This window comes from Roseovarius atlanticus (genome assembly GCF_019802205.1).
GTDB lineage: Bacteria > Pseudomonadota > Alphaproteobacteria > Rhodobacterales > Rhodobacteraceae > Roseovarius > Roseovarius atlanticus_A.
Map to the genome: position 1 here is coordinate 131,781 of NZ_JAHVHQ010000002.1, position 23,936 is coordinate 155,716.

Genomic DNA, 23,936 nt, shown 5'->3' on the forward strand with positions numbered 1-23,936 from the left:
ACCGCGTGGCGCTGCCCGCCCCAGATTTGAAAGTTGACTGACCATGACCCCATTTGCCTACAACACCACGACCAATATCACCTTCGGGTCCGGCAGCGCGTCCCGGATCGCGGAGCTCGCGCCCTTCCGCGGCGCCGACGCCTGCCTTTTCGTCACCGATCCGGGGCTGATCCGGCACGGGCTTTGCGACGGGACGCTTTCCGCGCTGCGGGATGCCGGCCTGCAGGTCACGGTGTTCAGCGAGGTCGAAGCCGACCCCTCGCTCGCCACCCTGATGGCCGCCCGGGATGCCGGCCGCGATGCCGAGGTGGACCTGGTGATCGGCTTCGGCGGCGGCTCGTCGCTGGATGTCGCCAAGCTTGCGGCGCTGCTCCTGGGCTCCGACGAGGATATCGACGCCGCCTGGGGCGTGGGTCAGGCCAAGGGACCGCGGCTGCCGCTGGTCCTGGTGCCGACGACCGCCGGCACCGGCTCCGAGGTGACCCCGGTCTCGATCATCACCGTCGGCGAGGGCGAGAAACGCGGCGTGTCGTCGCCGGTGATCCTGCCCGATGCCGCCGTGCTCGATCCGGACCTGACCCTCAGCCTGCCGGCACCGATCACCGCGGCCACCGGCGTCGACGCCATGGTCCATGCGATCGAAGCCTATGCCTCCACCTCCGCGAACAACAATCCCATATCGAAGATGCAGGCCCGCCAGGCACTGCAACTTCTGGGCGCCAATATCGAAACCGCCGTGTTCGACGGCCAGGATATCGACGCCCGCGGCGCCATGATGCTGGGTTCGATGCTTGCCGGGCAGGCATTCGCCAACTCCCCGGTCGCCGCCGTCCATGCGCTGGCCTACCCGATCGGCGGCACCTTCCATGTTCCGCACGGGCTCTCGAACGCGCTGGTGCTGCCGCATGTCCTGCGCTTCAACGCCCCGGCGGCCCATGACATCTACGCCGAAATCGCGGCGGACGCCTTTCCGGACCTTGCCGGGATCGCGGACCCCGAGGCCCGCTGCGCGGCCCTGATCGAGGCCTTGGCCAACCTGTCGAGGCGCCTGCAGATGCCCACCCGCCTGCGCGATGTGGACATCCCCGAAACCGCGCTGGCCAAGATGGCCTCGGACGCGATGATACAGACCCGCCTGCTGATGAACAATCCGCGCGAGGTCACCGAGCAGGACGCGCTCGACATTTACACGGCGGCCTGGTGATGGCGGACAGGACGCCGCCTGCACAGCGCAGCGATTACGTCGACTTCTATCCGATCCAGACCCGGTGGATGGACAATGACGCCTACGGGCACGTGAACAACGCCGTCCATTATTCGCTGTTCGATACCGCCGTGAACGGGTGGCTGATCGACCGGGGCCTGCTGGATCCGCGGCACAGCGAGACGTTCGGCCTGGTCGTCGAAACCGGGTGCCGGTACCACAGCGAGTTCAGTTTCCCGGACAGGGTGACGGCCGGGCTGCGGGTGGCGCGGCTGGGAACCAGCTCGATCCGCTACGAGGTTGCCCTGTTCCGCAACGAAGAACCGCAGGCCGCAGCCGAAGGGTTCTTCGTACATGTCTACGTCAACCGTGCAACCCGCCGCCCCGTGCCTATCGAAGCGGACCGGCGCGCCGCGTTCGAAAGCTTGATGAAAGACGTCGCATGACGTGACCTTGCGGCGCTCTGACCAAGACGACCGCGAGACCAACCCTACGTCGCCTGTCGGTGGTGGTGCTCGGACGGCAATCTTCCTGCCGGAGGCACGAAACGCTTCAGTAGAGCTGCCAGTCGTCCTCGTGCGGGACAGCGCCGATTGCCATCCAGCGGATCCGGGCGCGGGCCACGCGGGTGTCGCCCCATGTGCGGAAAACCACGTCGAACCCCGTCGCCGCCACGTTCTCGGCGGTGACATCGGCACGGGCGTTGCGCGCGCTGTCCATGTCCCACATCGACAGGCTGACATGCACCGAGGGCGGCTCCTTGAAGGCGGTCCCGAATGTCACCTTGCGGCGGCGTTCGCGGGCGCCGGTGCCGGTCCACATCTCGCCGCCATCCTCGTAATCCGAGAACAGGACATCATCGCCCTGCTCGATTCCGATGGTCTGATTGACAAGATACTTCATTTACCGCCACGCGCCCTCACGCCATTGGTTCTACTATCGCTTTTCGGCGAAAATGCGAAACAAAAAGGAAAAGGGCCCGACATTCGTGGGCCCTTTCCGGAAATCCGCCAGCAGCCGCCGCACCGTCAGGGAGCGGGCACTTTCGAGGGGGTCGACAGGCCGATCTGGTCGCCCATCGCCACCATGTCGGACAGCAGCTTCGCCGCGTCGTCCACCGGGCCGGGCTCGTTGACGAACGTCTCCTGCGCCTTGGCCAGCCGGTCGGTGGCCTCGTCGACCATCTTCTGGAACTCGTCCTGCGTCATGTCCTCGCGCGGCAGCGCGCGTTCGGCCAGCACCGAGATGGAATCCGCATTGATCTCGGCAAAGCCGCCGGTGACGACGTATTCCTTGTCGCCCTCCGGGCCGGACACGCGCACCACGCCGGGGCGCAGTGTCGTGATCAGCGGCGCATGGTTGGCCATGGCCGTCATGTCGCCGTCGGTGCCGGGGATCTGCACCTCGGTCGCCTCGACCGACGCCAGCAGGCGCTCGGGGCTCACCAGGTCGAATTGCACTGTATCAGCCATATTGGCCTCCGTTTCTGTCGCGAGCAGCCTCGCCCACCCCGCGGGTCACCCCGTAGGGTGGGTGAAAACCCACGCTTATGCGGCGTCCGCGGCCATCTTCTCGGCCTTGGCCTTCACGTCGTCGATGCCGCCCACCATGTAGAACGCACCTTCGGGCAGGTGGTCGTACTCGCCGGCCACAACCGCCTTGAAGGACGCGATCGTGTCTTCCAGAGGCACCTGGATGCCGTCCGAGCCGGTGAACACCTTGGCCACGTCGAAGGGCTGGCTGAGGAAACGCTGGATCTTCCGGGCGCGGGCCACGGTCAGCTTGTCCTCTTCGCTCAGCTCGTCCATCCCGAGGATCGCGATGATGTCCTGCAGCGACTTGTAGCGTTGCAGGATCCCCTGCACGTCACGCGCCACCTTGTAGTGCTCTTCACCCACGATCTGCGGGTCCATCAGGCGCGAGTTCGAGTCGAGCGGGTCCACCGCCGGGTAGATGCCCAGCTCCGAGATGGCGCGCGACAGAACCGTCGTGGCGTCGAGGTGCGCGAAGGTCGTGGCCGGCGCGGGGTCGGTCAGGTCGTCCGCGGGCACGTACACGGCCTGGATCGAGGTGATCGAACCGGCCTTAGTCGAGGTGATGCGCTCCTGCATGGCGCCCATGTCGGTGGCCAGCGTCGGCTGGTAACCCACCGCCGAGGGGATCCGGCCGAGCAGAGCCGACACCTCGGAGCCCGCCTGCGTGAAGCGGAAGATGTTGTCGACGAAGAACAGAACGTCCGTCCCCGACTGGTCGCGGAACTGTTCGGCCAGCGTCAGGCCGGTCAGCGCCACACGGGCACGCGCGCCCGGCGGTTCGTTCATCTGGCCGTAGACCAGCGCCACCTGGGAATTCTCAAGGTTCTCGGGGTCGATCACGTTCGACTCGATCATCTCGTGGTAAAGGTCGTTGCCCTCGCGGGTCCGCTCGCCCACACCGGCGAAGACCGAGTAGCCCGAGTGCACCTTGGCGATGTTGTTGATCAGCTCCATGATCAGAACCGTCTTGCCCACGCCGGCACCGCCGAACAGGCCGATCTTGCCGCCCTTGGCGTAAGGCGCCAGCAGGTCGACGACCTTGATGCCGGTCACCAGGATTTCAGACTCGGTCGACTGCGCCTCGAACTCGGGCGCGGGCTGGTGGATCGAGCGGGTTTCCTTGGCCTTGATCGGCGCGCCCTCGTCCACCGGCTCGCCGATGACGTTCAGGATGCGGCCCAGGGTGGCGTCGCCCACCGGCACGCTGATCGGGCCGTCGGTGTCGGTCACTTCCTGGCCGCGCACCAGACCCTCGGTCGAGTCCATGGCGATCGTGCGCACGGTGCTTTCACCCAGGTGCTGGGCCACTTCGAGGACCAGGCGCTTGCCGTTGTTGTCGGTTTCCAGGGCGTTCAGGATTTCCGGCAGGTGGTCGGTGAACTGCACGTCCACCACGGCGCCGATCACCTGCGTGATTTTGCCTTTTGCTTTGGCCATTGTCGTCTCTCCGGTTGTTCTTAAAGCGCCTCGGCGCCCGAAATAATTTCAATCAGCTCGTTGGTGATCACGGCCTGACGCGAGCGGTTGTACTCGATGGTCAGGTCCTCGATCATCTCGCCCGCGTTGCGCGTGGCGTTGTCCATGGCCGACATCCGTGCGCCCTGTTCGCTGGCGCCGTTCTCCAGCAGGCCGCTGAAGATCGCCGTCGCCACGCCACGGGGCAGAAGATCGCGCAGGATCGCATCCTCGTCCGGCTCGTAGTCATAGATCGTGCCGGCCTCGTCACTGTCCGCGGCGGCCTCTTCGTCGATCTCGAAGGGGATCACCTGCTGCATGGTCGGCTTCTGGCTGACCACGTTCTCGAACTCCGAGAAAAAGATCTTGGCGACGTCGCATTCGCCCGCGTCAAAGCGGTCCAGCACGTTCTGCGCCACGTTCTGCGCATCGGCGTAGCCGACATTCTTTACCTCGGACAGATCGACATGGTCGATGAAGAGGTCCGCGAAATCACGCTTCAGCGCATCGCGGCCCTTCTTGCCCACGGTGATGACCTTCACGGTCTTGCCGTTCGACTGCAGCTTGTTGATCTCGCTCCGCGCCAGCTTGGCGATGTTGGCGTTGAAGCCACCGCAGAGCCCCCGCTCGGCGGTCATCACCACCAGCAGGTGCACGTCGTCCTTGCCCGTGCCGCGCAACAGCGGCGGCGCGTTCTCGGCGTCGCCCGCGGCGGCGGCCAGCTTGGACATCACCGCGTTGAACCGCTCGGCATAGGGGCGGGCCATTTCGGCCGCATCCTGTGCCCGCCGCAGTTTCGCGGCGGCCACCATCTGCATGGCCTTGGTGATCTTGCGGGTCGATTTGACCGACTCGATCCTGTTTTTTAGGTCCTTCAGACTCGGCATTGCCTCGTCACCCCCTTATCCGAAGTCGGCTGCGAACTCTTCGATGGCCGACTTGAGCTTGTCTTCGGCGTCGCCCTTGATCTTGGGATCCTCGTTGGTGATCCAGTCCAGGACGTCCTTGCGCTTGGTGCGCATGTGGTTCAGCAGGCCATCCTCGAAACGCCCGACCTGGTCGACCTTGATCTTGTCGAGGTAACCGTTGGTGCCCGCGTAGATGACGCAGACGATCTCGGCGTTGGTCAGCGGCGAATATTGCGGCTGCTTCATCAGCTCGGTCAGGCGCTCGCCCCGGTTCAGCAGCTGCTGGGTCGACGCATCGAGGTCCGAGCCGAACTGCGCGAAGGCCGCCATTTCGCGGTACTGCGCAAGGCTCAGCTTCACCGGACCGGCAACCGACTTCATCGCGTTGGTCTGGGCGGACGAGCCCACGCGGCTGACCGACAGGCCGGTGTTCACGGCGGGGCGGATGCCCTGGTAGAACAGCTCGGTTTCCAGGAAGATCTGGCCGTCGGTGATCGAGATCACGTTGGTCGGAATAAACGCCGACACGTCGCCGCCCTGGGTTTCGATGATCGGCAGCGCCGTCAGCGAGCCCGAGCCGTTGTCCTCGTTCAGCTTGGCCGACCGCTCCAGCAGGCGGGAGTGCAGGTAGAAAACGTCGCCCGGATAGGCTTCGCGGCCCGGCGGGCGGCGCAGAAGCAGCGACATCTGGCGATAGGCCACGGCCTGTTTCGACAGGTCATCGTAGACGATCAGCGCGTGGCGGCCATTGTCACGGAAATGCTCGGCCATGGCGGTCGCCGAATAGGGTGCCAGGAACTGCATCGGCGCGGGGTCCGACGCGGTGGCGGCCACGACGATGGAATAGTCCATCGCGCCCGACTCTTCCAGCTTCTTCACCAGCTGCGCCACGGTCGACCGCTTCTGGCCGACAGCGACATACACGCAGTAGAGCTTCTTGTTTTCATCGTCGCCGGCGGCGTCGTTGTACGACTTCTGGTTCAGCATCGCGTCCAGCGCCACGGCGGTCTTGCCGGTCTGGCGGTCGCCGATGATCAGCTCGCGCTGGCCGCGGCCGATCGGGATCATGGCGTCGACCGATTTCAGGCCGGTGGCCATCGGCTCGTGCACGGATTTGCGCGGGATGATGCCCGGCGCCTTGACGTCCGCGACACCGCGGGCCGACGTCTTGATCGGGCCCTTGCCGTCCAGCGGGTTGCCCAGGCCGTCCACGACCCGGCCCAACAGCTCGTCCCCGATCGGCACGTCCACGATCGACTTGGTGCGCTTGACGGTGTCGCCTTCCTTGATGTCCCGGTCCGAGCCGAAGATCACCACACCGACGTTGTCGGTTTCCAGGTTCAGCGCCATGCCCATGATGTTGCCGGGGAATTCCACCAGCTCACCGGCCTGGACGTTGTCGAGGCCGTGCACACGGGCAATCCCGTCACCGACTGACAGCACGCGACCCACCTCGGCAACTTCGGCCTCCTGGCCGAAATTCTTGATCTGGTCCTTAAGGATCGCAGAAATCTCTGCAGCTTGGATACCCATTTATCCGACCTCTTTCATTGCATTCTGTAGGGAGTTGAGGCGCGAACGGATCGACGTGTCGATCATCTTCGAGCCCACCTTTACGACAAGACCGCCAATGAGGCTTTCATCGACGGTCGCATTGATCTTGATGTCTTTTCCGACGGTGCTCTTCAGCGTCTCTGCCAGCTTCTTCGACTGCGCATCGGTCAGCTTGACGGCACTGGTCACCTCGGCGGTCACTTCGCCCTTGTGATCGGCAATGCGCTCGTTCAGCAGGCGCACCATCTGCGGCAGCACGAACAGGCGGCGTTTCTGCGCCATCAGCGCAAGGCCGTTCTTCAGTTCCGGCACGAGGCCCATCTTGTCCGCGACCGCCGTGATGGCGCGCTCCTGCTCGTCACGGCTGACGACCGGGCTGCTGATCAGATCGCGCAGATCGGCACTGTCATCGAGCGCGGCGGAAAGATCGGCAAGGTTCGATTCAAGCTTGTCCAGCGAGTTTGCGTCTTTGGAAAGCTCGAAAATGGCAGTGGCATAGCGCTCGGCAATGCCGGAGGAGATCGAAGCTGGTTCGGACACGTCCACCCTTCCGATAGTTATACCCCGGCTCGACAAAAGACGGCGCAAAGGCCGTCTTCCCGGGGTGGTTAGAGACGATGAAACTTGCGAGACATCGATTTTCGTGGGCGGTTTAGCAGACCGATCCGAACCTCGCAAGCTAGCAGGACGGACTAAGCCCCCTATGGTTTCCTATATTTGTCAAAGACTTACGGGGTCTGCGACCGATTGCGCAATTTTATTGCGACAAAAATCGTAACTTTTCGTCGCTTTTTTGCGATTCCTTCGTGAACGGCCTGCACGAAACCGCGGCACAAAGGGTTTTCACGCACCGCCGGACCGTTACCGCTATCACTCAGGCGGCGGCTTTCCCCGGTTCTTCAGAATGTCGATTGAACCCGCCATTTTCCCGCCCTAGGAGGTTGCAGATGGCCCACTCCGATCATCCCGTCAAATCCCTGCCCCGTGCCCGGGCGCTGACCTGTCTCATCGCCCTTGGCATTCTCGTCGGCACGCTCTGGCCGTCCGATGCGCCCACCGTTCCCTTCATGCTCCGCGACAAGGTCCTGCACCTGCTGGCCTTCGCCGTCCTCGTTCTGCCCATGGCTGTCGCCGCACCGCGCCAGGCCCTCCGGCTCGCGCCCGCCTGCATTGCCTTCGGCGCGGCCATCGAGGTGATCCAGCCCATGTTCGGCCGCGGCGCCGAGTGGCTGGACCTTCTGGCCGATGCGCTCGGCGTCGGGCTGGGCCTCGTCCTGGGGCTTCTGCTGCACCGCGCCCTGCGAAACCGATAACCCGCCAATCGCCACGGCGTCGCCGAACTGTTTCTGGGGCGGGAACAATAAACCCCTCGAATTTGACAATACCCCCTTGCCTTGCAACCATCCCGCTCAATCTGGGGAGTACGGGGTCATGGGGTTTCTTCTGCTTGCGCTGATCGGCGGCGCCGCTGCGTCTTTTCTCATCTACGACGAGTTCATTGACGACGATGACGACAATCCGCGCGATCAGGATGTCGGCACCCCCGGCGACGGCGACGGCCCCCTGCCCGAAAATCCCGACGACCCGGACGATCCCGACACCCCGGACCTGTCGGGCGACGACACGCTTTCGGCGTCGGGCAACGAAAGGGTCTACGGCGGCGAGGGCCGCGACCTTCTCGACCTCTCCGACAACGCGGTGGGCTTTGGACAGCTCGGCGTGGATAAACTGAATATCCGTGACGATGCCACCGGCTATGGCGGCCAGGGGCAGGACCGGCTCAACATCTTCGACGACGCCATCGGCTATGGCGGCCCCGGCGACGATATCCTGGAGACCATGAACGATATCTCCAGCGACACGCCTGTCGTCGGAGCATCGGCGTTCGGCGAAGACGGCGACGACACCATCACCGTCTCGCGCGGGGCCAGCGGTTTCGGCGGAGCGGGCGACGACACAATGCTGGTCGGCCGCAATTCCATCGGCGAGGGCGGCGACGGCGACGACACGATCGACGGCCGGGTCCAGTCCACCATTCACGGCAATGCCGGCGACGATGTGCTTCAACTTCTGGCAGGCGACCCCCTCACCCCGAACATCGCCACCGGCGGCGATGGCGACGACGAGCTGATCGCCCTGCGCACCGCGCTCAACAGCGACGTGGAGCTGACGGGCGGCGACGGCGCCGACAGCTTCGTCCTCAGCCTGAACGGCGAACTGCTCGACCCCGACGCCCCCGAAAGCGAGGGCGGCGTGCGCATCACCGATTTCTCGCCGGCCGAGGACGTGCTGCTGCTGGCCGGCGCGCCGCCGTCTTCCATCGACGTCCTGGCCAGCGGCGACAATGGCACGGAGCTTCAGATCGGGTTCGGCAACGGCGCGGTCCAGTCGATCTTTCTCGAAAATGTCGCCCCCGAGGATATCGACCCCGAGCAGATCCTGTTCACGGTCGTGCAAGGCACAGACTTTGTCTTGCCCGGCGGCGACTTCCCCTTCACCCGCGGCGATATCCTGGACCCCACCCTGGGCACCGATGGGCCCGACACCGTGACCACCGACCAGGACGCGGTGATCGGCACCGGCGCGGGTAACGATCAGGTCACTGTCGGCGACGGCAACACCCGCACGGATACCGGCGCCGATGACGACCTTGTGCGCGTGCAGGGCGGCACCCACGACATCTACACGGGCACCGGCAACGACACGGTCGAGGGCGCCATGGACGGCGCCAGCATCGACCTTGGTGACGGGAACGATGTCGCCTCGATGACCTTCTCGGACGGGGGCTTTATCGTCCCCGGCCAGGGCGACGATACGATCGAAGCGCGCGGCCTGGCGGACGACCAGATGATCATCCGCCTTGGCGAGAACGAAGGCAACGACAACCTGCGCGTCCACGGCAACGCCTCCATCTCGGACGTCGAAGCGGGCGACCGGCTTACCCTGGTCCTTTCAGACGACGTGACGAATATCGACATAACCGTCAATAATGATGGCCGCGCCCCGATTGACCCCATCACCATCGAGCTGACGGACGATTGGACCTCCGGCGACGACGTGGCACTGCGCGTCGTCGAACTGACCGAGACCCGGAACTGGGTCTATGTCTCCATCGGGGGCGAGGAGGTGATCCGCCTCGATTTCGTGGACGACCCGGACGCGCTGCAATTCAACGTCCTGCGTGTCTAGGTCTCACACCGGCTTGGCCTGCGCGCTCGGCTTGGGCTTCAGCACACCCAGCGGGCTGCGCACCGTGTCGCGGATGGCCGAGCCCCGGTCGGTCGGCGCATGCACCCGCTTGGTGGCCTGCACGATCAGCACGCCGCCCTTCAGCACCACCGACAGCTTGCCGCCCATGTTCTCCCACATGCCCGCCGTCTTGCGCCAGAATTTGCGGTGCGACGGCGGCTGGTAAAGCGCGGTCACATGCCGCTCGGGCAGGAAGTTCCGGGTCTTCAGCTGCGACTCCAGCTGGCTCTGGCTATAGGGCCGCCCGTACCCGAACGGCGTCCGGTCGCTGCGCGACCACAGCCCGGCGCGGTTCGGCACCACGAAGAGCGCCGATCCCCCCGGCCCCAGCACCCGCCAGCACTCCTCCAGCAATTCGCCGGGCCGCTCGCAGGTCTCCAGCCCGTGCACGAGCATCAGCTTGTCGACCCGGCCCGTCTCCAGCGGCCACAGGGTTTCCTCGCACAGAACGCTGATGTTGGGCTTGTCGGCGGGCCAGTGGATCACCCCCTGCGGTGCCGGCATCAGCGCGATCACCCGCCGGCTGTCCTTCAGGTAGGGCCGCAGGAACGGCACGGCAAAGCCGTAACCGGCCACCGTCTGCCCCTTCGCCTCGGGCCACAGCCCCCGGATCTCGGCGCCCACGGCATTCTGCACCGCACGCCCCAGCTGGTTGCGGTAATAGAAATTCCTCAGGTCCTGCACGTCCAGATGCATTGCAGCCCGCGCCTCGATCCGTCACTCTCGGGGCAAACATAACCACGAATTCAAGGATGGACCAATGACATTGCAGATCGAAACCGTCCCGTGCCTTTCGGACAACTACGCCTTCCTCGCGCACGACCCCGAATCCGGCGAAACCGCCGTGGTGGATGTCCCCGAGGCCGCGCCGATCCTCAAGGCCCTCGACGACAAGGGCTGGAAAGCCACGCATGTCCTGATCACCCACCACCACGCCGACCACGTGCAGGGCCTGGAAGAGCTTCTGGCCCAACACGACGCATCGGTCGTCGGCCACGCCGCCGACGCCGACCGCCTGCCAAAGCTCGATATCGCACTCAGCGACGGCGACACCGTCACCATCGGCTCGGACACCGGCACCGTGATCGATGTCTCGGGCCACACCGTCGGCCACATCGCCTTTCACTTCCCGGGCAGCAAGGTCGCCTTCACCGCCGACAGCCTGATGGCCCTGGGCTGCGGCCGCGTCTTCGAGGGCACCATGCCCCAGATGTGGGACAGCCTGTCGAAACTCGCCGCCCTGCCGCCCGAGACGACCATCTGTTCCGGCCATGAATACACCGCCGCCAACGGCCGCTTCGCGCTGACCATTGATCCCGACAATTCCGCGCTTATATCAAGGGTCAAGGCGGTCGAAGCCGCCCGCGATCAAGGGAAACCTACCGTTCCCTCCACCCTGTCCGAAGAATTGGCCACCAACCCGTTCCTGCGTGCCACCGATCCCGCCGTTCAGGCGCATCTGGGCATGACGGGCGCAGACGCCGCCGACGTGTTCGCCGAGATCCGCACCCGAAAGGACAATTTCTAGGCACGCCCCCGCGGGCTGGCCAAATTGTCACGGCGTGGCCTGCAAAAGCAGCTTTTGTAAGATCGGACAGGGAAAAGTGAACGGGTTTGGAAAAAAAGTCCTTGAAGGCTGGCCTGTATCGACCAAACTTTAATCATATAAGGCGAAGGTCGGCGGACCGGCCCCAGCCCAAGCAGAGGGAGCACACCGTGCCGTCATTCTCGAACACCCTTGAACAGGCAATCCACGCTGCACTGGCCCTGGCCAATGCCCGTCAACATGAATTCGCGACGCTGGAACATCTCCTGCTCGCCCTGATCGACGAGCCCGACGCGGCCCGCGTGATGAAGGCCTGCAGCGTCGAAACCGAGGATCTGCGCACCACGCTGGTGGAATTCATCGACGATGACCTGTCCAACCTCGTCACCGACATCGAAGGCTCCGAGGCGGTGCCGACCGCCGCCTTCCAGCGCGTGATCCAGCGCGCCGCCATCCACGTGCAGTCCTCCGGCCGCACCGAGGTGACGGGCGCCAACGTCCTCGTCGCCATCTTCGCCGAGCGCGAGTCGAACGCCGCCTATTTCCTGCAGGAACAGGACATGACCCGCTACGACGCGGTCAACTTCATCGCCCACGGCGTCGCCAAGGATCCCGCCTACGGCGAATCCCGCCCGGTTCAGGGCGTCGGAGAAGAAGACTCCGAACAGACCAAGTCCTCCTCCGAAGGCGATCAGGTCGAGAACGGCGAATCCGCACTTGCGAAATACTGCGTCGACCTCAACGAGAAATCCCGCCAGGGCGATGTCGATCCCCTGATCGGCCGCGACAGCGAGGTCGAGCGCTGCATCCAGGTGCTCTGCCGCCGCCGCAAGAACAACCCGCTCCTGGTGGGCGATCCCGGCGTGGGCAAGACCGCCATCGCCGAGGGACTCGCGCATAAGATCGTCGAAGGCCAGACGCCCAAGGTTCTGTCGAAAACCACCATCTTCTCGCTCGACATGGGCGCGCTTCTGGCCGGCACCCGCTATCGCGGCGATTTCGAGGAACGGCTGAAGGCCGTCGTGACCGAACTCGAGGAACATCCCGACGCGGTGCTCTTCATCGACGAGATTCACACCGTCATCGGCGCCGGTGCCACCTCGGGCGGCGCGATGGATGCCTCCAACCTGCTGAAGCCCGCACTTCAGGGCGGCAAGCTGCGCTGCATGGGCTCCACCACCTTCAAGGAGTTCCGCCAGCATTTCGAGAAGGACCGCGCCCTCAGCCGCCGGTTCCAGAAAATCGACGTGGCCGAACCCACCGTCGATGACGCGATCAAGATCCTCAAGGGCCTCAAGCCCTATTTCGAGGAGCACCACAGCGTGAAATATACGGCCGAGGCGATCAGGTCGGCGGTGGACCTGTCGGCGCGCTACATCAACGACCGCAAGCTGCCCGACAAGGCCATCGACGTGATCGACGAGGCCGGTGCCGCGCAGCATCTCGTGGCCGCCTCCAAGCGGCGCAAGTCCATCGGCGCCAAGGAGATCGAGAATGTCGTGGCCAAGATTGCCCGCATTCCTCCGAAAAACGTCTCCAAGGACGATGCCGAGGTGCTCAAGGATCTCGAAGGCTCGCTCAAGCGCGTCGTCTTCGGCCAGGACACCGCGATCGAGGCGCTGTCGGCGGCGATCAAGCTGGCGCGCGCCGGCCTGCGCGAACCCGAAAAGCCCATCGGCAACTACCTCTTCGCCGGTCCCACCGGCGTCGGCAAGACCGAGGTGGCGAAACAGCTCGCCGATACGCTGGGCGTGGAACTGCTGCGCTTCGATATGTCCGAGTACATGGAGAAACACGCGGTCAGCCGCCTCATCGGCGCGCCTCCGGGCTATGTCGGCTTCGACCAGGGCGGCCTTCTGACCGACGGCGTCGATCAGCACCCGCATTGCGTCCTGCTGCTCGACGAGATCGAAAAGGCGCACCCGGACGTGTTCAACATCTTGTTGCAGGTGATGGACCACGGCAACCTGACCGACCATAACGGCCGCACGGTGAACTTCCGCAACGTGGTCCTGATCATGACCTCGAACGCCGGCGCCACCGAGCTTGCCAAGGCCGCCATCGGCTTTGGCCGCGACCGCCGCGAGGGCGAGGATACCGCCGCGATCGAACGCACCTTCACGCCGGAATTCCGCAACCGGCTCGATGCTGTCATCTCCTTCGGCCCGCTGCCGAAAGAGGTCATCCTGCAAGTGGTCGAAAAGTTCGTGCTGCAACTCGAGGCCCAGCTGATGGACCGCAACGTGACCATCGAACTGACCAAGCCCGCCGCCGAATGGCTGGCCGACAAGGGCTACGACGACAAGATGGGCGCGCGCCCCCTGGGCCGCGTGATCCAGGAACACATCAAGAAGCCGCTGGCCGAGGAACTGCTCTTCGGCAAGCTCGCCAAGGGCGGCGTGGTCAAGGTGGGCGTCAAGGATGGCCAGATCGACCTGCGCATCGAGGGGCCGGACCATCCGCGCCTCTCGGGAAAAAAGCCGCCGCTGCTCACGGCAGAGTGACAAGGGCTCAGGCTTTGCGATAGGCTATGAAACGGGCGGCATCCCTTGCCGCCCGTTTTCGCGACCGCCCCCAGCTTTCGAGGTTTCCCGTTGCCGACCGCGCCCAGATCCGCCCTCACCGCCGCCCTGCTCCTGCTGGCCACCCCGGCGCTGTCAGAGCCGCCGACCCTCGCGCTGCCCATCGACTGCGCCCTGGGCCAGACCTGCTATATCGAGGATTACGTCGATCTCGATCCCGGCCCGGGCCAGTTCGATTTCATGTGCGGCCTCAAAAGCCGCGATGACCACCGCGGCACCGACATTCACCTTCTGTCCTTCGAGGCGATGGAGCAGGGGGTGAACGTGCTCGCCGCCGCCCCCGGCCGGGTCGCGGCCACCCGCGACGGGATGGAGGACATCGCATTCACCCCCGAAACCCGCGACAGCGTCGCGGGCCAGGAATGCGGCAACGGCGCGCGCATCGACCACGGCGATGGCTGGCAGACCCTCTACTGCCACCTGAAGAAAGGCTCGATCGTCGTTCGGCAAGGCCAGCAGGTCGACGCCGGCACCCCCCTGGGCGAGGTCGGTCTCAGCGGCATGACCAACGCGCCGCATGTCCACCTGACGGTCCTGAAGGATGGCGAGGTCGTCGATCCTTTCCTCCCCGAGGCCGAACCCGGCACCTGCGGCTCCATCAGCGGCCCCGGCCTGTGGGAAACCGCCCTGCCCTATCACCGCGCAGGCCTCTTCACCGCCGCCTTTTCCACCGCCGTGCCCGCGTTCGACGCCGTGAAATCCGGCGCCGCCCGCGTGACCGAAACCGCCCGCGACACGCCGCTGGTGCTTTACGGCTACGTCTTCTATGCCCAGCCCGGCGACACCATGCGCCTCACCGCCTCCGGCCCCGAGGGCGAGATCTTCTCCCAGTCCGAAACGCTCGAGGCCCCGCAGGCCCAGTTCTTCCGCGCCTATGGCCGCCGCGCGCCCGAGGGCGGCTGGCCCCCCGGCACCTATCGCGGCTACGTCACGCTGGAACGCGCGGGCCAGGTGCTGGCCAACCGCCACGCCGACGTCATCGTTCTGGCCGAGTGAGACGGGTCGCCCACGGCACCCCGACCAGCAGCAGCGCCATCACCGCAACGAATGCCCCGCGGGCCGTCCACGTGGCGGCCGCGCCCTGCATCGCGCCTGCCACGCCCAGCACCACGACGCAGATCGCCACCGCAGGCACCAGCCAGCGCATCCCGCGCCTTTGCCAGCAGGCCCGCGGTGCCCCCCGATCCAGCCAGGGCACAAACAGCCACACCGCGCAAAAGGCAAACATCGCCACCAGGCCCATCAGCTTGCCGGGCATCGCCACAAGCACCGCGTGGAACGGCAACAGGTACCAGGCGGGCAAAATATGCGCCGGAACGGCCAGCGGGTTGGCAGCCACCGCGCCGCCCGCCTGTGTGCCACTCCGCACGACGCCGCTTGCGGCCTCGGCCGGCGCCAGCTCCCGGATCGGCGCATGACTCGCCCACATCGCCCAGACCAGCACCGCGGCCAGCACCAGGGCCGCGCCCAGCCCGGTCCACGAATACCGCCCGCGGTATGGCATCGGCGGCGCGCCACGCGCCATCTGCCACAGGGACCCGCCCAAGATCGCCATGACCGCCACCGGCATCACCAGCGCGATGTGGCTCAGCGTCACCGGCACCCCCTGCGCCGCCAGAAGGTAGGACACCTGCCCCCATGGCAGCACGTAGCCCATGAACCCGAACAAAGCGCTCAGCACAGCCAGCGCCGCCAGCGCGACCCAGACCCACCGGACCGGCCTGCCATAGGCCCCGAACACGAAACCCGTGCCGATCATGATCCACGGTATCGCCTGCGCCGCGCCGATCATCCGCTGCCGATGCGTGCTCACGATCTCGGCCGGCGCGCCTGCCAAGACCAGGGCCACACCCGCCGCGATCTGCACCGCAAGGATCACGGCCAGCAGGTTCACCCACAGCCACCATGCCCGCCGGGCATCCACTACCGTCACGCTTATTTCTCCGTCAGCTTCAGCTCGATCCGCCGGTTCTGCGCCCGCGCCTCGGGCGTGTCGGCGGGGTTGATCGGCTGGTACTGCCCGAACCCGTTGGCCGACAGCCGGTCTGGCGGCAGGCCCAGGAAATTCACCATGTAGCGCACCACCGACAGCGCCCGTGCCTGGCTGAGGTCCCAGTTGTCCTCGAACTGCGCGCCCGCGCGCACCGGCACGTCGTCGGTATGCCCGTCCACCTGGATCACCCAGTCGATGTCCTCGGGGATGTTCTCGGCAACGCCGCGCAGGATGTCGGCCACCTTCGCCAACTCGCCCTCGCCCGCATCCGACAGCTCCGCCTCGCCTTGGGCGAACAGCACCTCGGACGAGAACACGAAGCGGTCGCCGACGATCCGCACGCCCTCCTGCTCTTCCAGCAATTGCCGCAACCGGCCAAAGAACTCCGAGCGGAATTTCTCCAGGTCCGCGCGCTCCGCTTCCAGCCGCTTGCGCTCGGCCTCTTCCAGTTCGCGCCGCCGCCGTTCCTCGGCCGCCACCCGCGCCAGCGCGGTGTTCAACTCGTTGCCCAGCGACCGCAGCTGCACATCCGCCGCCGCCTCGCGGGCCTTGGCATCGTCCAGCAGCGCCTGCAACTGCCCCAGCTGGTCGCGCAGCGCCCGCACCTGCTGGTTCAACAGCGCCTCTTCCTCCTGCGCCTCGTCGGCCAGCGCCCGCTGCCGGTCCAGTTCCGCCTGCGCCTGCCCCAGCATCGCCGCGCGCTGTTCGGATTCCGTCAGCCGCGCCTCGGCCTCCTCCTCGGCGGCCAGCTTCGCCGCCAGCGCCGCGGCCAACTGCGCCCGCACGTCCTCGGCCGACAGCGCCTCGGCATTGGCCGCCTCGTTGGCCGCGATCAGAGACGCGATCCGCTTGTTCCGCGCCTCGAGGTCCGCTTCCAACGCCGAAACCTGCCGCTGCAAGTCCGCGATCAGGTCGGCGTTCTCCACCGCGTCATTCTCTGCGGCGGTCTTCGCCGCCAGCGCCTCGGCCAGCCGTGCCTCCAGGCTCGCCGCCGTCTGCGCCGCCTCGCCACTGTCCTCGCGCAACGCGGCCAGCTCCGCCTCGGTCTCGCTCAACCGAACCTGCAATTCCTCGGCCCGCACCGTCTCGGCGTCCACGTCGGCCAGCGCCTGCGCCAGCTCCGCCTGCAGCGCCGTCACCTCCGAGCGGCGCACCTCCTGCCCGCTCTCGGCCTCTTCCAGCGCCATCAGCGCCGCGGCCAGCCGCACGTCCAGATCCTCCTGTGCGTCCTGCGCCGCCGCCAGCATCGCCAGCGTCTCCTCCGCTTTGCGCCGCTGTTCCTCCAGCGCCAGCGTCATCGCGGTCAGTTCCGCATCCGCATTCTCCAGCCGGTCCCGCAGCGCCTCCGCCGCCGCCGCCTCGGCCAGCCGCGCCTTTTCCTCGTCCGACAATTGCGCCTGCAAATCCTCGACCTGCGCGGTCAGCTGCGCCTGCGCCGCGTCGTCCGCCTCGGCCTCGCTGCGCAGATCGGCAATCAACGCCTCCAGCGCATCCGCCTGCGCCGCGGCCAACCGCGCGGCCTCTTCCTGCGCGTCGATCTCGTCGCGCAGACCCGCCAGCGCCAGCTGCAACTGCTCCTGTTCGCTCAGCAGCTCTTCACGCTGGCCTTCCAGATCGGCAATCGTGCCAAGGTTCTCCTCGCGCTGCGCCAACAGCCCCGCCACCTGTTCCTCGAAACTGGCGATCCGGGCCTCCGCCTCGGCGATCTGCGATTCCTGCGCCGCGATCAGCGCCGCCTGCTGCTCCTGCCGCGCACGCGCGTCGCCCAGCGTCGCGGTCAGCGCGCCCACCCGCTCGGTCAGCGTGGCGTTGCGGTCCTGTTCCAGCCCCAGCGCCCGGCTCAGCGCCGCCACCTCGTTCGACAGCGCGTCCAGCCGGCTTTCCTGCCCGCTGATCGTCTCGCGCAGCACGAACTGCACCACCATGAAAATGGTCAGCACGAACATCAGCACCAGCAGAAGCCCCGTCATCGCATCCACGAAACCGGGCCAGATCGAGGCCTGGAACCGTGCGCCGGTGCGCCGTGACAGGGCCATCGCCTAGCTCCCCTGCTCCCGCTCGGTCCGGCGCAAGGCACGCGGCGCGGCCTCGGCCCGCCCATGGCTCGACGCCAATTGCCCGATCGCCCGCGACAGCGCGTTCAGGTCGGTGCGCAGCTCGCTCATGCTTTCCTGCCGCCCGGCGCTGATTTCCTCGAGGATGCGCAGCATCTGCACGTCGATCGACCGCAGCCGCATCCGGCTTTCCGCGTCGATCCCGCCGCTCTCGCCCTCGTGGCGCGCCATCTGCCGGATCAGCTCTTCCTGCCCGTCCGCCACCCGCGTCAGCGCATCGTGCAAGGGTGCCGTGTCGGTCAGACGCTCGGTCAGCTTCTCCATCGAATCCGCCAGAAGGCCCAGCTTTTCGTCCACCATCGCGCGGCTCACGTCGGATTGCGTCAGCATCAGCTGCAGGCTCTCCATCTGCTCGCCCATGTGGTCGACGACGCTGGCCATCACGCCCGCCTCGCTGCCGCCCTCGCCATCGCCCGAGGCCAGGCCCACGCGCGTGATCGTCGACATCCATTCTTCCAGCTCGCGATAGAACCTATTCTGCGCCTGCCCGGCGAACAGCTCCAGCAGCCCCACCACCAGCGACCCGGCCAGGCCCAGAAGCGAGCTGGCAAAGGCCACGCCCATGCCGCCCAGCTGCGATTCCAGCCCGGTCATCAGGCGGTTGAACACGTCCACGCCTTCCTCGCCGTCCTGCGGCGCCAGGCTGCGGATCGTGTCCACCACCGCCGGCACCGTCGTCGCCAGGCCATAGAACGTGCCCAGCAGGCCGAGGAAGATCAGCATACTGGTGATATAGCGCGTGATCTCCCGCGCCTCGTCGATCCGCTGCGCCACCGAGTCGAGGATCGACCGCGCCGAACCCGAGGCGATCTTCATCCGCTTGCCGCGCTGCTTCAGCAGGGTCGCCAGCGGCGCCAGCAACTGCGGCGCCTTGACCTCTTCGCGGCCGTCCCGCTCGCCCACGAACCCCTCGATCCAGCGCACCGACCCGATCAGCTGGTACATCTGCCAGAAGCAGGCCACCACGCCGATGACGAATACGATCAGGATGAACCCGTTCAGGTACGGGTTGGCCTGGAACACCGGCAGCACCCGCGGCAGTGCAAAGAACGCGCCAAGCCCCGTCAGGGCCAGCACAATCAGCATCAGCGTGATCTGCCTTACGGGGTGGGAAAAGTTCGGCTCGACCTCACGGTCCGGCTGGTCCATCTGGACGGCTCCCGGCACGGTTATTGTTTGGCGACACCCTACGCGTTAACCACTGTGAAGCCAAGGTTTTAAAGCGTTTCCCGCACCTTCGCACGCGGGTCCGCTCAAACCCCGATCCCCTTCACCCGCCGCACCAGCCAGTCCAGCTCCGGGTCGTGGATGCCCAGCTCCTCCAGGTGCGCCACGGTCTGGAAAAGATACTCGTGGTTCGGCCCCCGCCCGCCATGGGCGCGCGCGATGATCCGCGCCTGCTCCTCCAGGTCCAGCCCGCCGCAATACTGCACGTGATCGGCGTCGATCACATAGGTCAGCGCCCGCACCTGCCGCCCGTCGCGCAGCATGATGTCCAGTTCCTTTTCCAGATAGGCCGCCGACACCAGCTCCCGCTCGCGCAGGTAGGCCAGCACCTTGTCCTCCTCGTCCTCGTGCACCGCCAGCGCGACACCCCGGCAGAGCGCATCGGGGCTTTCGTCCAGCGCCAGTACCAGGCCGGGGTTCTCCTCGGTGCCGCGATGGTGGATCGAGCGCATGCAGAAACTGCGATGATACCCCGGCAAGGCGGCCAGCACCCGCTGCACCGGCGTGAACCCGGGGTTCCACACCAGCGACCCATAGCCGAAGACCCACATCGTCATTTTTCGCTCCTTGCGCTTTCCCCTGCCCCCTAATCACTTTAGATACCTCACGGCAAGGGCTCGGAAGAAGGCTGGTAGGCAGATGCGCGGCATGTTGATCCTGATCGTGGTGGCGGCACTGGCGTGGTCCGTCTACTGGGCCGTCGGCTCCACCGGCGCCACCAAGGCGTTCGAGGCCTGGTTCGACGGCCGCCGCGCCGATGGCTGGGTGGCCGAGTATTCCGACCTCACGACCCGCGGCTTTCCCAACCGCTTCGACAGCACCTTCACCGATGTCAGCCTCGCCGATCCCGACACCGGGCTGGCGTGGGAAGCGCCGTTCTTCCAGGTCTTCGCGCTCAGCTACAAGCCCAACCATATCATCGCCGTCTGGCCCGATCATCAGCTTATCGCGACACCCGAGGTCAAGTACGACGTGACCAGCGCCGACATGCGCGCCAGCCTCGTCACCCGCCCCGCGCCGGGCCTGCCGCTCGAACGGCTGACCCTGACGGCCGAAGGGCTCGCGGTGCAGCCCGACACCACCGTCCAGCCGACCACCGCCGACAGCCTGACGCTCGCCGCCGAGCGCACGACGGCGTCCGACAGCAGCTACCGCTTCGGCCTCACCGCCGACGGCTTTTCCCCCGCGCTCGACTGGCGGGTCAAGGTCGATCCCGGCGACACCCTGCCCGACTCGCTCGAAGCGCTGTCGCTGGACATGACCGTGGAGTTCGACAAGCCCTGGGACCTCTCGGCGATCGAGGACGCGAGGCCACAACCCACCCGCATCGACCTCAAACTGGCCGAAGCCCGCTGGGGCCGGCTGGAACTGCAGGCCGCAGGCGAGGTGACGGTCGACGCCGCCGGCATCCCCACCGGCGAGATCACCGTCAAGGCCCGCAACTGGCGCGACATCCTGCGCCTCGCCACGGAGAGCGGCGCGTTGCCACAGGCCTTCGCCGGTACGCTCGAGGATGGCCTCGCGCTGGTGTCGCAGATGGCCGGCAACCCCAAGACGCTGGACATTCCGCTGGGCCTGCGCGATGGCCGCGTGTTCCTGGGCCCGGTGCCCCTCGGCCCGGCCCCGGTGCTGCGCCTGCGTTAGAGGCCAAAAGATTTCAGAAATCTTTTGCCAAATCTTTTCCTCGAAAGATTTGCCCCGCCCTACCGGCAGTACGACCCGTTCCGGTGCTCCGCCGTGTCGAAATGGAAGTGATCGCGGTGATACCCGTCCGATCCCGGCCCCAGAACCGTGCCGAACGGCCCGCAGGCCGACCCGTGCAACTGCCGCAGGATCTTGCCCCGCTTGCCCGTGCCCCAGTCGTTCAGAACCGAGATATCCGTGCCATCGCGCAACAGGAAGGCCGAGATGTCGATCGCGTTGCCCTTGGAATGCTCCGACAGCCGCGCGCCGCGCTTGTGATTGCGCGTCCGGCACACGTAATGCGCCGCGACCTTCAGGCTTCTGACGCCGCCGCCGGTCTTGCCGACGATCGGCTTCATGTCGTTCTTCACCCAGGCATTCAGCGTCCGTGCCGTGCGGCAGTTCATCGTCGCGGGCGTGCTCAGCAGAACCCCGCCGACCGCATCCACCTCGACCGCGTTGGCAATCCCGCAGGCGCCGTTGCCCGGCACGTCTCCGACCACCACGCCCTGGATCGACGGATCGCCGCAGACGGCCCCCCGCGTGACCAGTTCGGGGTCATCCTTGTCGCCACCGCCAAACGAACAACTCGCCAGAAAGACTGGAAAAATCCACGCCAGACGCATCCTGCTCACCCTTTTTTCACGCGCCCGAAATCCGGCGCATCCGTATCTTGCCCGGCTTCGATGATACCACGCCGGATGCTCCGCGTCCGCGTGAAATAATCGTGCAGCAGATCGCCGTCCCCGGTGCGGATCGCCCGCTGCAACGCAAAGAGTTCCTCGGTGAAGCGCCCCAGCACCTCCAGCGTCGCCTCCCGGTTGGTCAGGAACACGTCGCGCCACATGGTGGGGTCGCTGGCGGCGATCCGGGTAAAGTCGCGGAAACCGGCGGCGGAATACTTGATGACCTCGCTGTCGGTCACCCGCCGCAGGTCGTCGGCCACGCCCACCATCGTATAAGCAATCAGGTGCGGCGTATGGCTGGTGACGGCGCAGACCAGGTCGTGGTGATCGGCATCCATCTCGTCGGTCTTGGCGCCCATGCCCTGCCACAGCTGCTCCAGCCGGTCCACGGCACCCCGGTCGCTGCCCTCCACCGGCACGATCAGGCAATACTTGTTCTCGAACAGCTCGGCAAAGCCCGAGCGCGGCCCGGAATGCTCGGTGCCCGCCATCGGGTGCGCCGGCACGAAATGCACTCCGTCCGGCAGGTGCGGGCCGACCGCCTCGATCACGGCCTTCTTGACCGAGCCGACATCGCTGACCGTCGCACCAGGCTTCAGCGCCGGCGCGATCTCTTCGGCCACCGCGCCCATCACGCCCACCGGCACGCACAGCACCACCAGGTCCGCGCCCTCCACGGCCTCCGCCGCGCTGTCGCACACCCGGTCGCACAACCCGATCTCGCGCGCCACGTCGCGGGTCTCCTGCGACCGCGCATAGCCCGTGACCTCACCCGCCAGACCCGCGCGCTTCATCGCCCAGAACATCGACGAGGCGATCAGCCCCAGCCCGATCAGCGCAACCCGGTCGTAGATCACGCTCATTCCGCGTCTCCCATGAACTGGCCCACCGCATGGGCCACCCGGCGGCAACTGGATTCGTCGCCCACCGTGATCCGCAGGCAGTTGGGCAGGTTGTAGCCCGCCACCCGCCGCACGATCAGCCCCTCGGATTTCAGGTATTCGTCACAGGCCTCGGCCTGCGCCTGGTCGGCAAAGCGCGCCAGGATGAAATTGGCCAGCGACGTGTCCGACGGAACGCCATGCCCCGCCAGCGCCTCGGCCAGCCAGGCCCGCATCCGCGTGTTGTCGGCCCGGCACTTGTCGACCCAGCCCTGGTCGCGCACCGCGGCCTCGGCGGTCGCCAGCGCCGCCTCGCTCAGGTTGAAGGGACCCCGGACCCGGTTCAGCACGTCGATCACATGCGCCGGTCCATAGCCCCAGCCGACGCGCAGCCCGCCCAACCCGTAAAGCTTGGAAAAGGTCCGCGTCATCACCACGTTCTCGCGCGCCTCCACAAGGCCCGCGCCACCGTCGAATCCCTCGACATACTCGGCATAGGCCCCGTCCAGAACCAGCAGCACGTGATCGGGCAGCCGCTCGGCCAGCCGCGCGATCTCGCCGTCCCCCACCATCGTCCCGGTGGGGTTGTTGGGGTTGGCGATGAAGACAAGCCTGGTGCGCTCGGTCACCGCCGACAGGATCGCATCCACATCCGTCACCCGCTCGCGCTCGGGCACCTCGACGGGCGTCGCCCCGTTGGACAGCGCCGCGATCTTGTAGATGGCGAAACCGTGCTCGGTGTGAATGACCTCGTCGCCCGGCCCGGCATAGCACTGGCACAGAAGCGACAGGATCTCGTCGCTGCCCACGCCACAGACGATGCGGTCCGCCGCCAGCCGGTGCACCTCGGCAATCGCCGCGCGCAGCCCGGCATGATCCGTCGACGGATAGCGGTGCAGATCGTAGGCCGTCTTGCGAAAAGCGTCCTTCGCCGCCTCGCTCGGCCCGAACGGGTTCTCGTTCGAGCTCAGCTTGACCACGTTGCTCACCCCTTCCACGTGGCTCGACCCGCCCACATAGGGGGCGATGTCCAGTATTCCGGGCTGGGGGAGTATCGTGGTCATGTGATGTCTTTCCTCACGGGGCAGCGCCACACGGCCCGGGGGCCGCAGCGGCCCCGAACAGGTGGTCAGTTCCGCATTACCGAGACGCGCGCGCCCTGACCAGCCCCACCAAGGTCAATTCGCACGAGATGCGGCGAGAAGACCACGGCGCGGGCAGTGAAATACCAGCGTTGACGCAAACATTCTGTATGCCAGCGCGGAATCAAGGCCGCAGGCCGCCGCGCAATCGACGGGCCGCCCCCACGGCACGTCGAT

General features: G+C 66.4%; 22 protein-coding genes. 8 read left to right on the plus strand and 14 right to left on the minus strand.

Features of this window, described 5'->3' with window-relative positions; all coding sequences use genetic code 11:
* Positions 1-43 precede the first annotated feature (43 nt).
* The gene (locus KUV49_RS00730) at positions 44-1,204 is read left to right on the plus strand and encodes an iron-containing alcohol dehydrogenase (protein WP_222451169.1); all 1,161 of its coding nucleotides are present in this window, start codon (positions 44-46) and stop codon (positions 1,202-1,204) included.
* Positions 1,204-1,650 (plus strand): acyl-CoA thioesterase, encoded by a 447-nt coding sequence (locus KUV49_RS00735; RefSeq protein WP_222451170.1) that lies wholly within the window; start codon positions 1,204-1,206, stop codon positions 1,648-1,650. The genes KUV49_RS00730 and KUV49_RS00735 overlap by 1 nt, the downstream gene beginning before the upstream one ends.
* 106 nt (positions 1,651-1,756) lie before the next feature.
* On the opposite strand, the gene KUV49_RS00740 is transcribed toward KUV49_RS00735, so the two are convergent.
* From KUV49_RS00740 to KUV49_RS00765, 6 genes are all read right to left on the minus strand, one after another.
* Positions 1,757-2,107 (minus strand): H-type lectin domain-containing protein, encoded by a 351-nt coding sequence (locus tag KUV49_RS00740; protein ID WP_152491225.1) that lies wholly within the window; start codon positions 2,105-2,107, stop codon positions 1,757-1,759.
* Between the two features lie 125 nt (positions 2,108-2,232).
* Positions 2,233-2,676, minus strand: coding sequence for a F0F1 ATP synthase subunit epsilon (locus KUV49_RS00745; protein ID WP_152491224.1), 444 nt, complete (start codon positions 2,674-2,676; stop codon positions 2,233-2,235).
* A 75-nt stretch (positions 2,677-2,751) separates the two neighbouring features.
* A complete protein-coding gene (atpD, locus tag KUV49_RS00750) occupies positions 2,752-4,176 on the minus strand; it encodes a F0F1 ATP synthase subunit beta (protein WP_152496518.1) in 1,425 nt (474 codons plus the stop codon).
* 20 nt (positions 4,177-4,196) lie between these two features.
* A complete protein-coding gene (locus KUV49_RS00755) occupies positions 4,197-5,081 on the minus strand; it encodes a F0F1 ATP synthase subunit gamma (protein ID WP_222451171.1) in 885 nt (294 codons plus the stop codon).
* A 15-nt stretch (positions 5,082-5,096) separates the two neighbouring features.
* Complete coding sequence (gene atpA / locus KUV49_RS00760) at positions 5,097-6,635, minus strand: F0F1 ATP synthase subunit alpha (RefSeq protein WP_222451172.1); 1,539 nt, start codon at positions 6,633-6,635, stop codon at positions 5,097-5,099.
* Complete coding sequence (locus KUV49_RS00765; protein WP_152491220.1) at positions 6,636-7,202, minus strand: F0F1 ATP synthase subunit delta; 567 nt, start codon at positions 7,200-7,202, stop codon at positions 6,636-6,638.
* Positions 7,203-7,603: 401 nt separating this feature from the next.
* Between KUV49_RS00765 and KUV49_RS00770 the strand changes: the two genes are divergently transcribed.
* Positions 7,604-7,969: a VanZ family protein gene (locus KUV49_RS00770; protein WP_222451173.1), complete on the plus strand. Its 366-nt coding sequence runs from the start codon at positions 7,604-7,606 to the stop codon at positions 7,967-7,969.
* 118 nt (positions 7,970-8,087) lie between these two features.
* The gene (locus KUV49_RS00775) at positions 8,088-9,845 is read left to right on the plus strand and encodes a hypothetical protein (RefSeq protein ID WP_222451174.1); all 1,758 of its coding nucleotides are present in this window, start codon (positions 8,088-8,090) and stop codon (positions 9,843-9,845) included.
* 3 nt (positions 9,846-9,848) lie between these two features.
* Here the strand turns inward: KUV49_RS00775 and KUV49_RS00780 are convergent, their stop codons facing one another.
* Positions 9,849-10,601, minus strand: a complete 753-nt coding sequence (locus KUV49_RS00780; protein ID WP_222451175.1) for a class I SAM-dependent methyltransferase — start codon at positions 10,599-10,601, stop codon at positions 9,849-9,851.
* 64 nt (positions 10,602-10,665) lie between these two features.
* Between KUV49_RS00780 and gloB the strand changes: the two genes are divergently transcribed.
* The 3 genes from gloB to KUV49_RS00795 all read left to right on the plus strand — a co-directional run bounded on the left by gloB (position 10,666) and on the right by KUV49_RS00795 (position 15,029).
* Complete coding sequence (gene gloB, locus KUV49_RS00785; RefSeq protein WP_222451176.1) at positions 10,666-11,433, plus strand: hydroxyacylglutathione hydrolase; 768 nt, start codon at positions 10,666-10,668, stop codon at positions 11,431-11,433.
* Positions 11,434-11,621: 188 nt separating this feature from the next.
* Entirely contained in the window at positions 11,622-13,955 is a 2,334-nt protein-coding gene (gene clpA / locus KUV49_RS00790; protein ID WP_222451177.1) for an ATP-dependent Clp protease ATP-binding subunit ClpA, read from the plus strand.
* A gap of 90 nt (positions 13,956-14,045) precedes the next feature.
* Positions 14,046-15,029, plus strand: a complete 984-nt coding sequence (locus tag KUV49_RS00795; protein WP_222451178.1) for a M23 family metallopeptidase — start codon at positions 14,046-14,048, stop codon at positions 15,027-15,029.
* On the opposite strand, the gene KUV49_RS21625 is transcribed toward KUV49_RS00795, so the two are convergent.
* The 4 genes from KUV49_RS21625 to KUV49_RS00815 form a co-directional block, all read right to left on the minus strand.
* Complete coding sequence (locus tag KUV49_RS21625) at positions 15,010-15,966, minus strand: hypothetical protein (RefSeq protein WP_222451179.1); 957 nt, start codon at positions 15,964-15,966, stop codon at positions 15,010-15,012. The genes KUV49_RS00795 and KUV49_RS21625 overlap by 20 nt on opposite strands.
* 2 nt (positions 15,967-15,968) lie before the next feature.
* The gene (locus tag KUV49_RS00805; protein WP_222451180.1) at positions 15,969-18,062 is read right to left on the minus strand and encodes a peptidoglycan -binding protein; all 2,094 of its coding nucleotides are present in this window, start codon (positions 18,060-18,062) and stop codon (positions 15,969-15,971) included.
* Positions 18,063-18,065: 3 nt separating this feature from the next.
* Positions 18,066-19,289 carry a biopolymer transporter ExbB gene (locus KUV49_RS00810; protein WP_222451181.1) on the minus strand — a complete coding sequence of 408 codons (1,224 nt, stop codon included), beginning with the start codon at positions 19,287-19,289 and terminating at the stop codon, positions 18,066-18,068.
* A 104-nt stretch (positions 19,290-19,393) separates the two neighbouring features.
* On the minus strand, positions 19,394-19,924 hold the full coding sequence (locus tag KUV49_RS00815; protein ID WP_057791986.1) for a gamma-glutamylcyclotransferase: 531 nt from the start codon (positions 19,922-19,924) through the stop codon (positions 19,394-19,396).
* A gap of 82 nt (positions 19,925-20,006) precedes the next feature.
* Here KUV49_RS00815 and KUV49_RS00820 point away from each other — a divergent pair, with 82 nt between their 5' ends.
* Entirely contained in the window at positions 20,007-21,011 is a 1,005-nt protein-coding gene (locus tag KUV49_RS00820; RefSeq protein WP_261391482.1) for a DUF2125 domain-containing protein, read from the plus strand.
* Positions 21,012-21,070: 59 nt separating this feature from the next.
* Here the strand turns inward: KUV49_RS00820 and KUV49_RS00825 are convergent, their stop codons facing one another.
* Genes KUV49_RS00825 through hisC form a run of 3 tightly spaced genes read right to left on the minus strand, consistent with a single transcriptional unit; the run spans position 21,071 to position 23,681 of the window.
* Positions 21,071-21,676, minus strand: a complete 606-nt coding sequence (locus KUV49_RS00825) for an extensin family protein (RefSeq protein WP_222451182.1) — start codon at positions 21,674-21,676, stop codon at positions 21,071-21,073.
* Positions 21,677-21,681: 5 nt separating this feature from the next.
* Positions 21,682-22,599 carry a prephenate/arogenate dehydrogenase family protein gene (locus tag KUV49_RS00830; protein WP_222451183.1) on the minus strand — a complete coding sequence of 306 codons (918 nt, stop codon included), beginning with the start codon at positions 22,597-22,599 and terminating at the stop codon, positions 21,682-21,684.
* Positions 22,596-23,681, minus strand: coding sequence for a histidinol-phosphate transaminase (hisC, locus tag KUV49_RS00835; RefSeq protein ID WP_222451184.1), 1,086 nt, complete (start codon positions 23,679-23,681; stop codon positions 22,596-22,598). Before hisC ends, KUV49_RS00830 begins: the two co-directional genes overlap by 4 nt.
* Between the last annotated feature and the right edge of the window lie 255 nt (positions 23,682-23,936).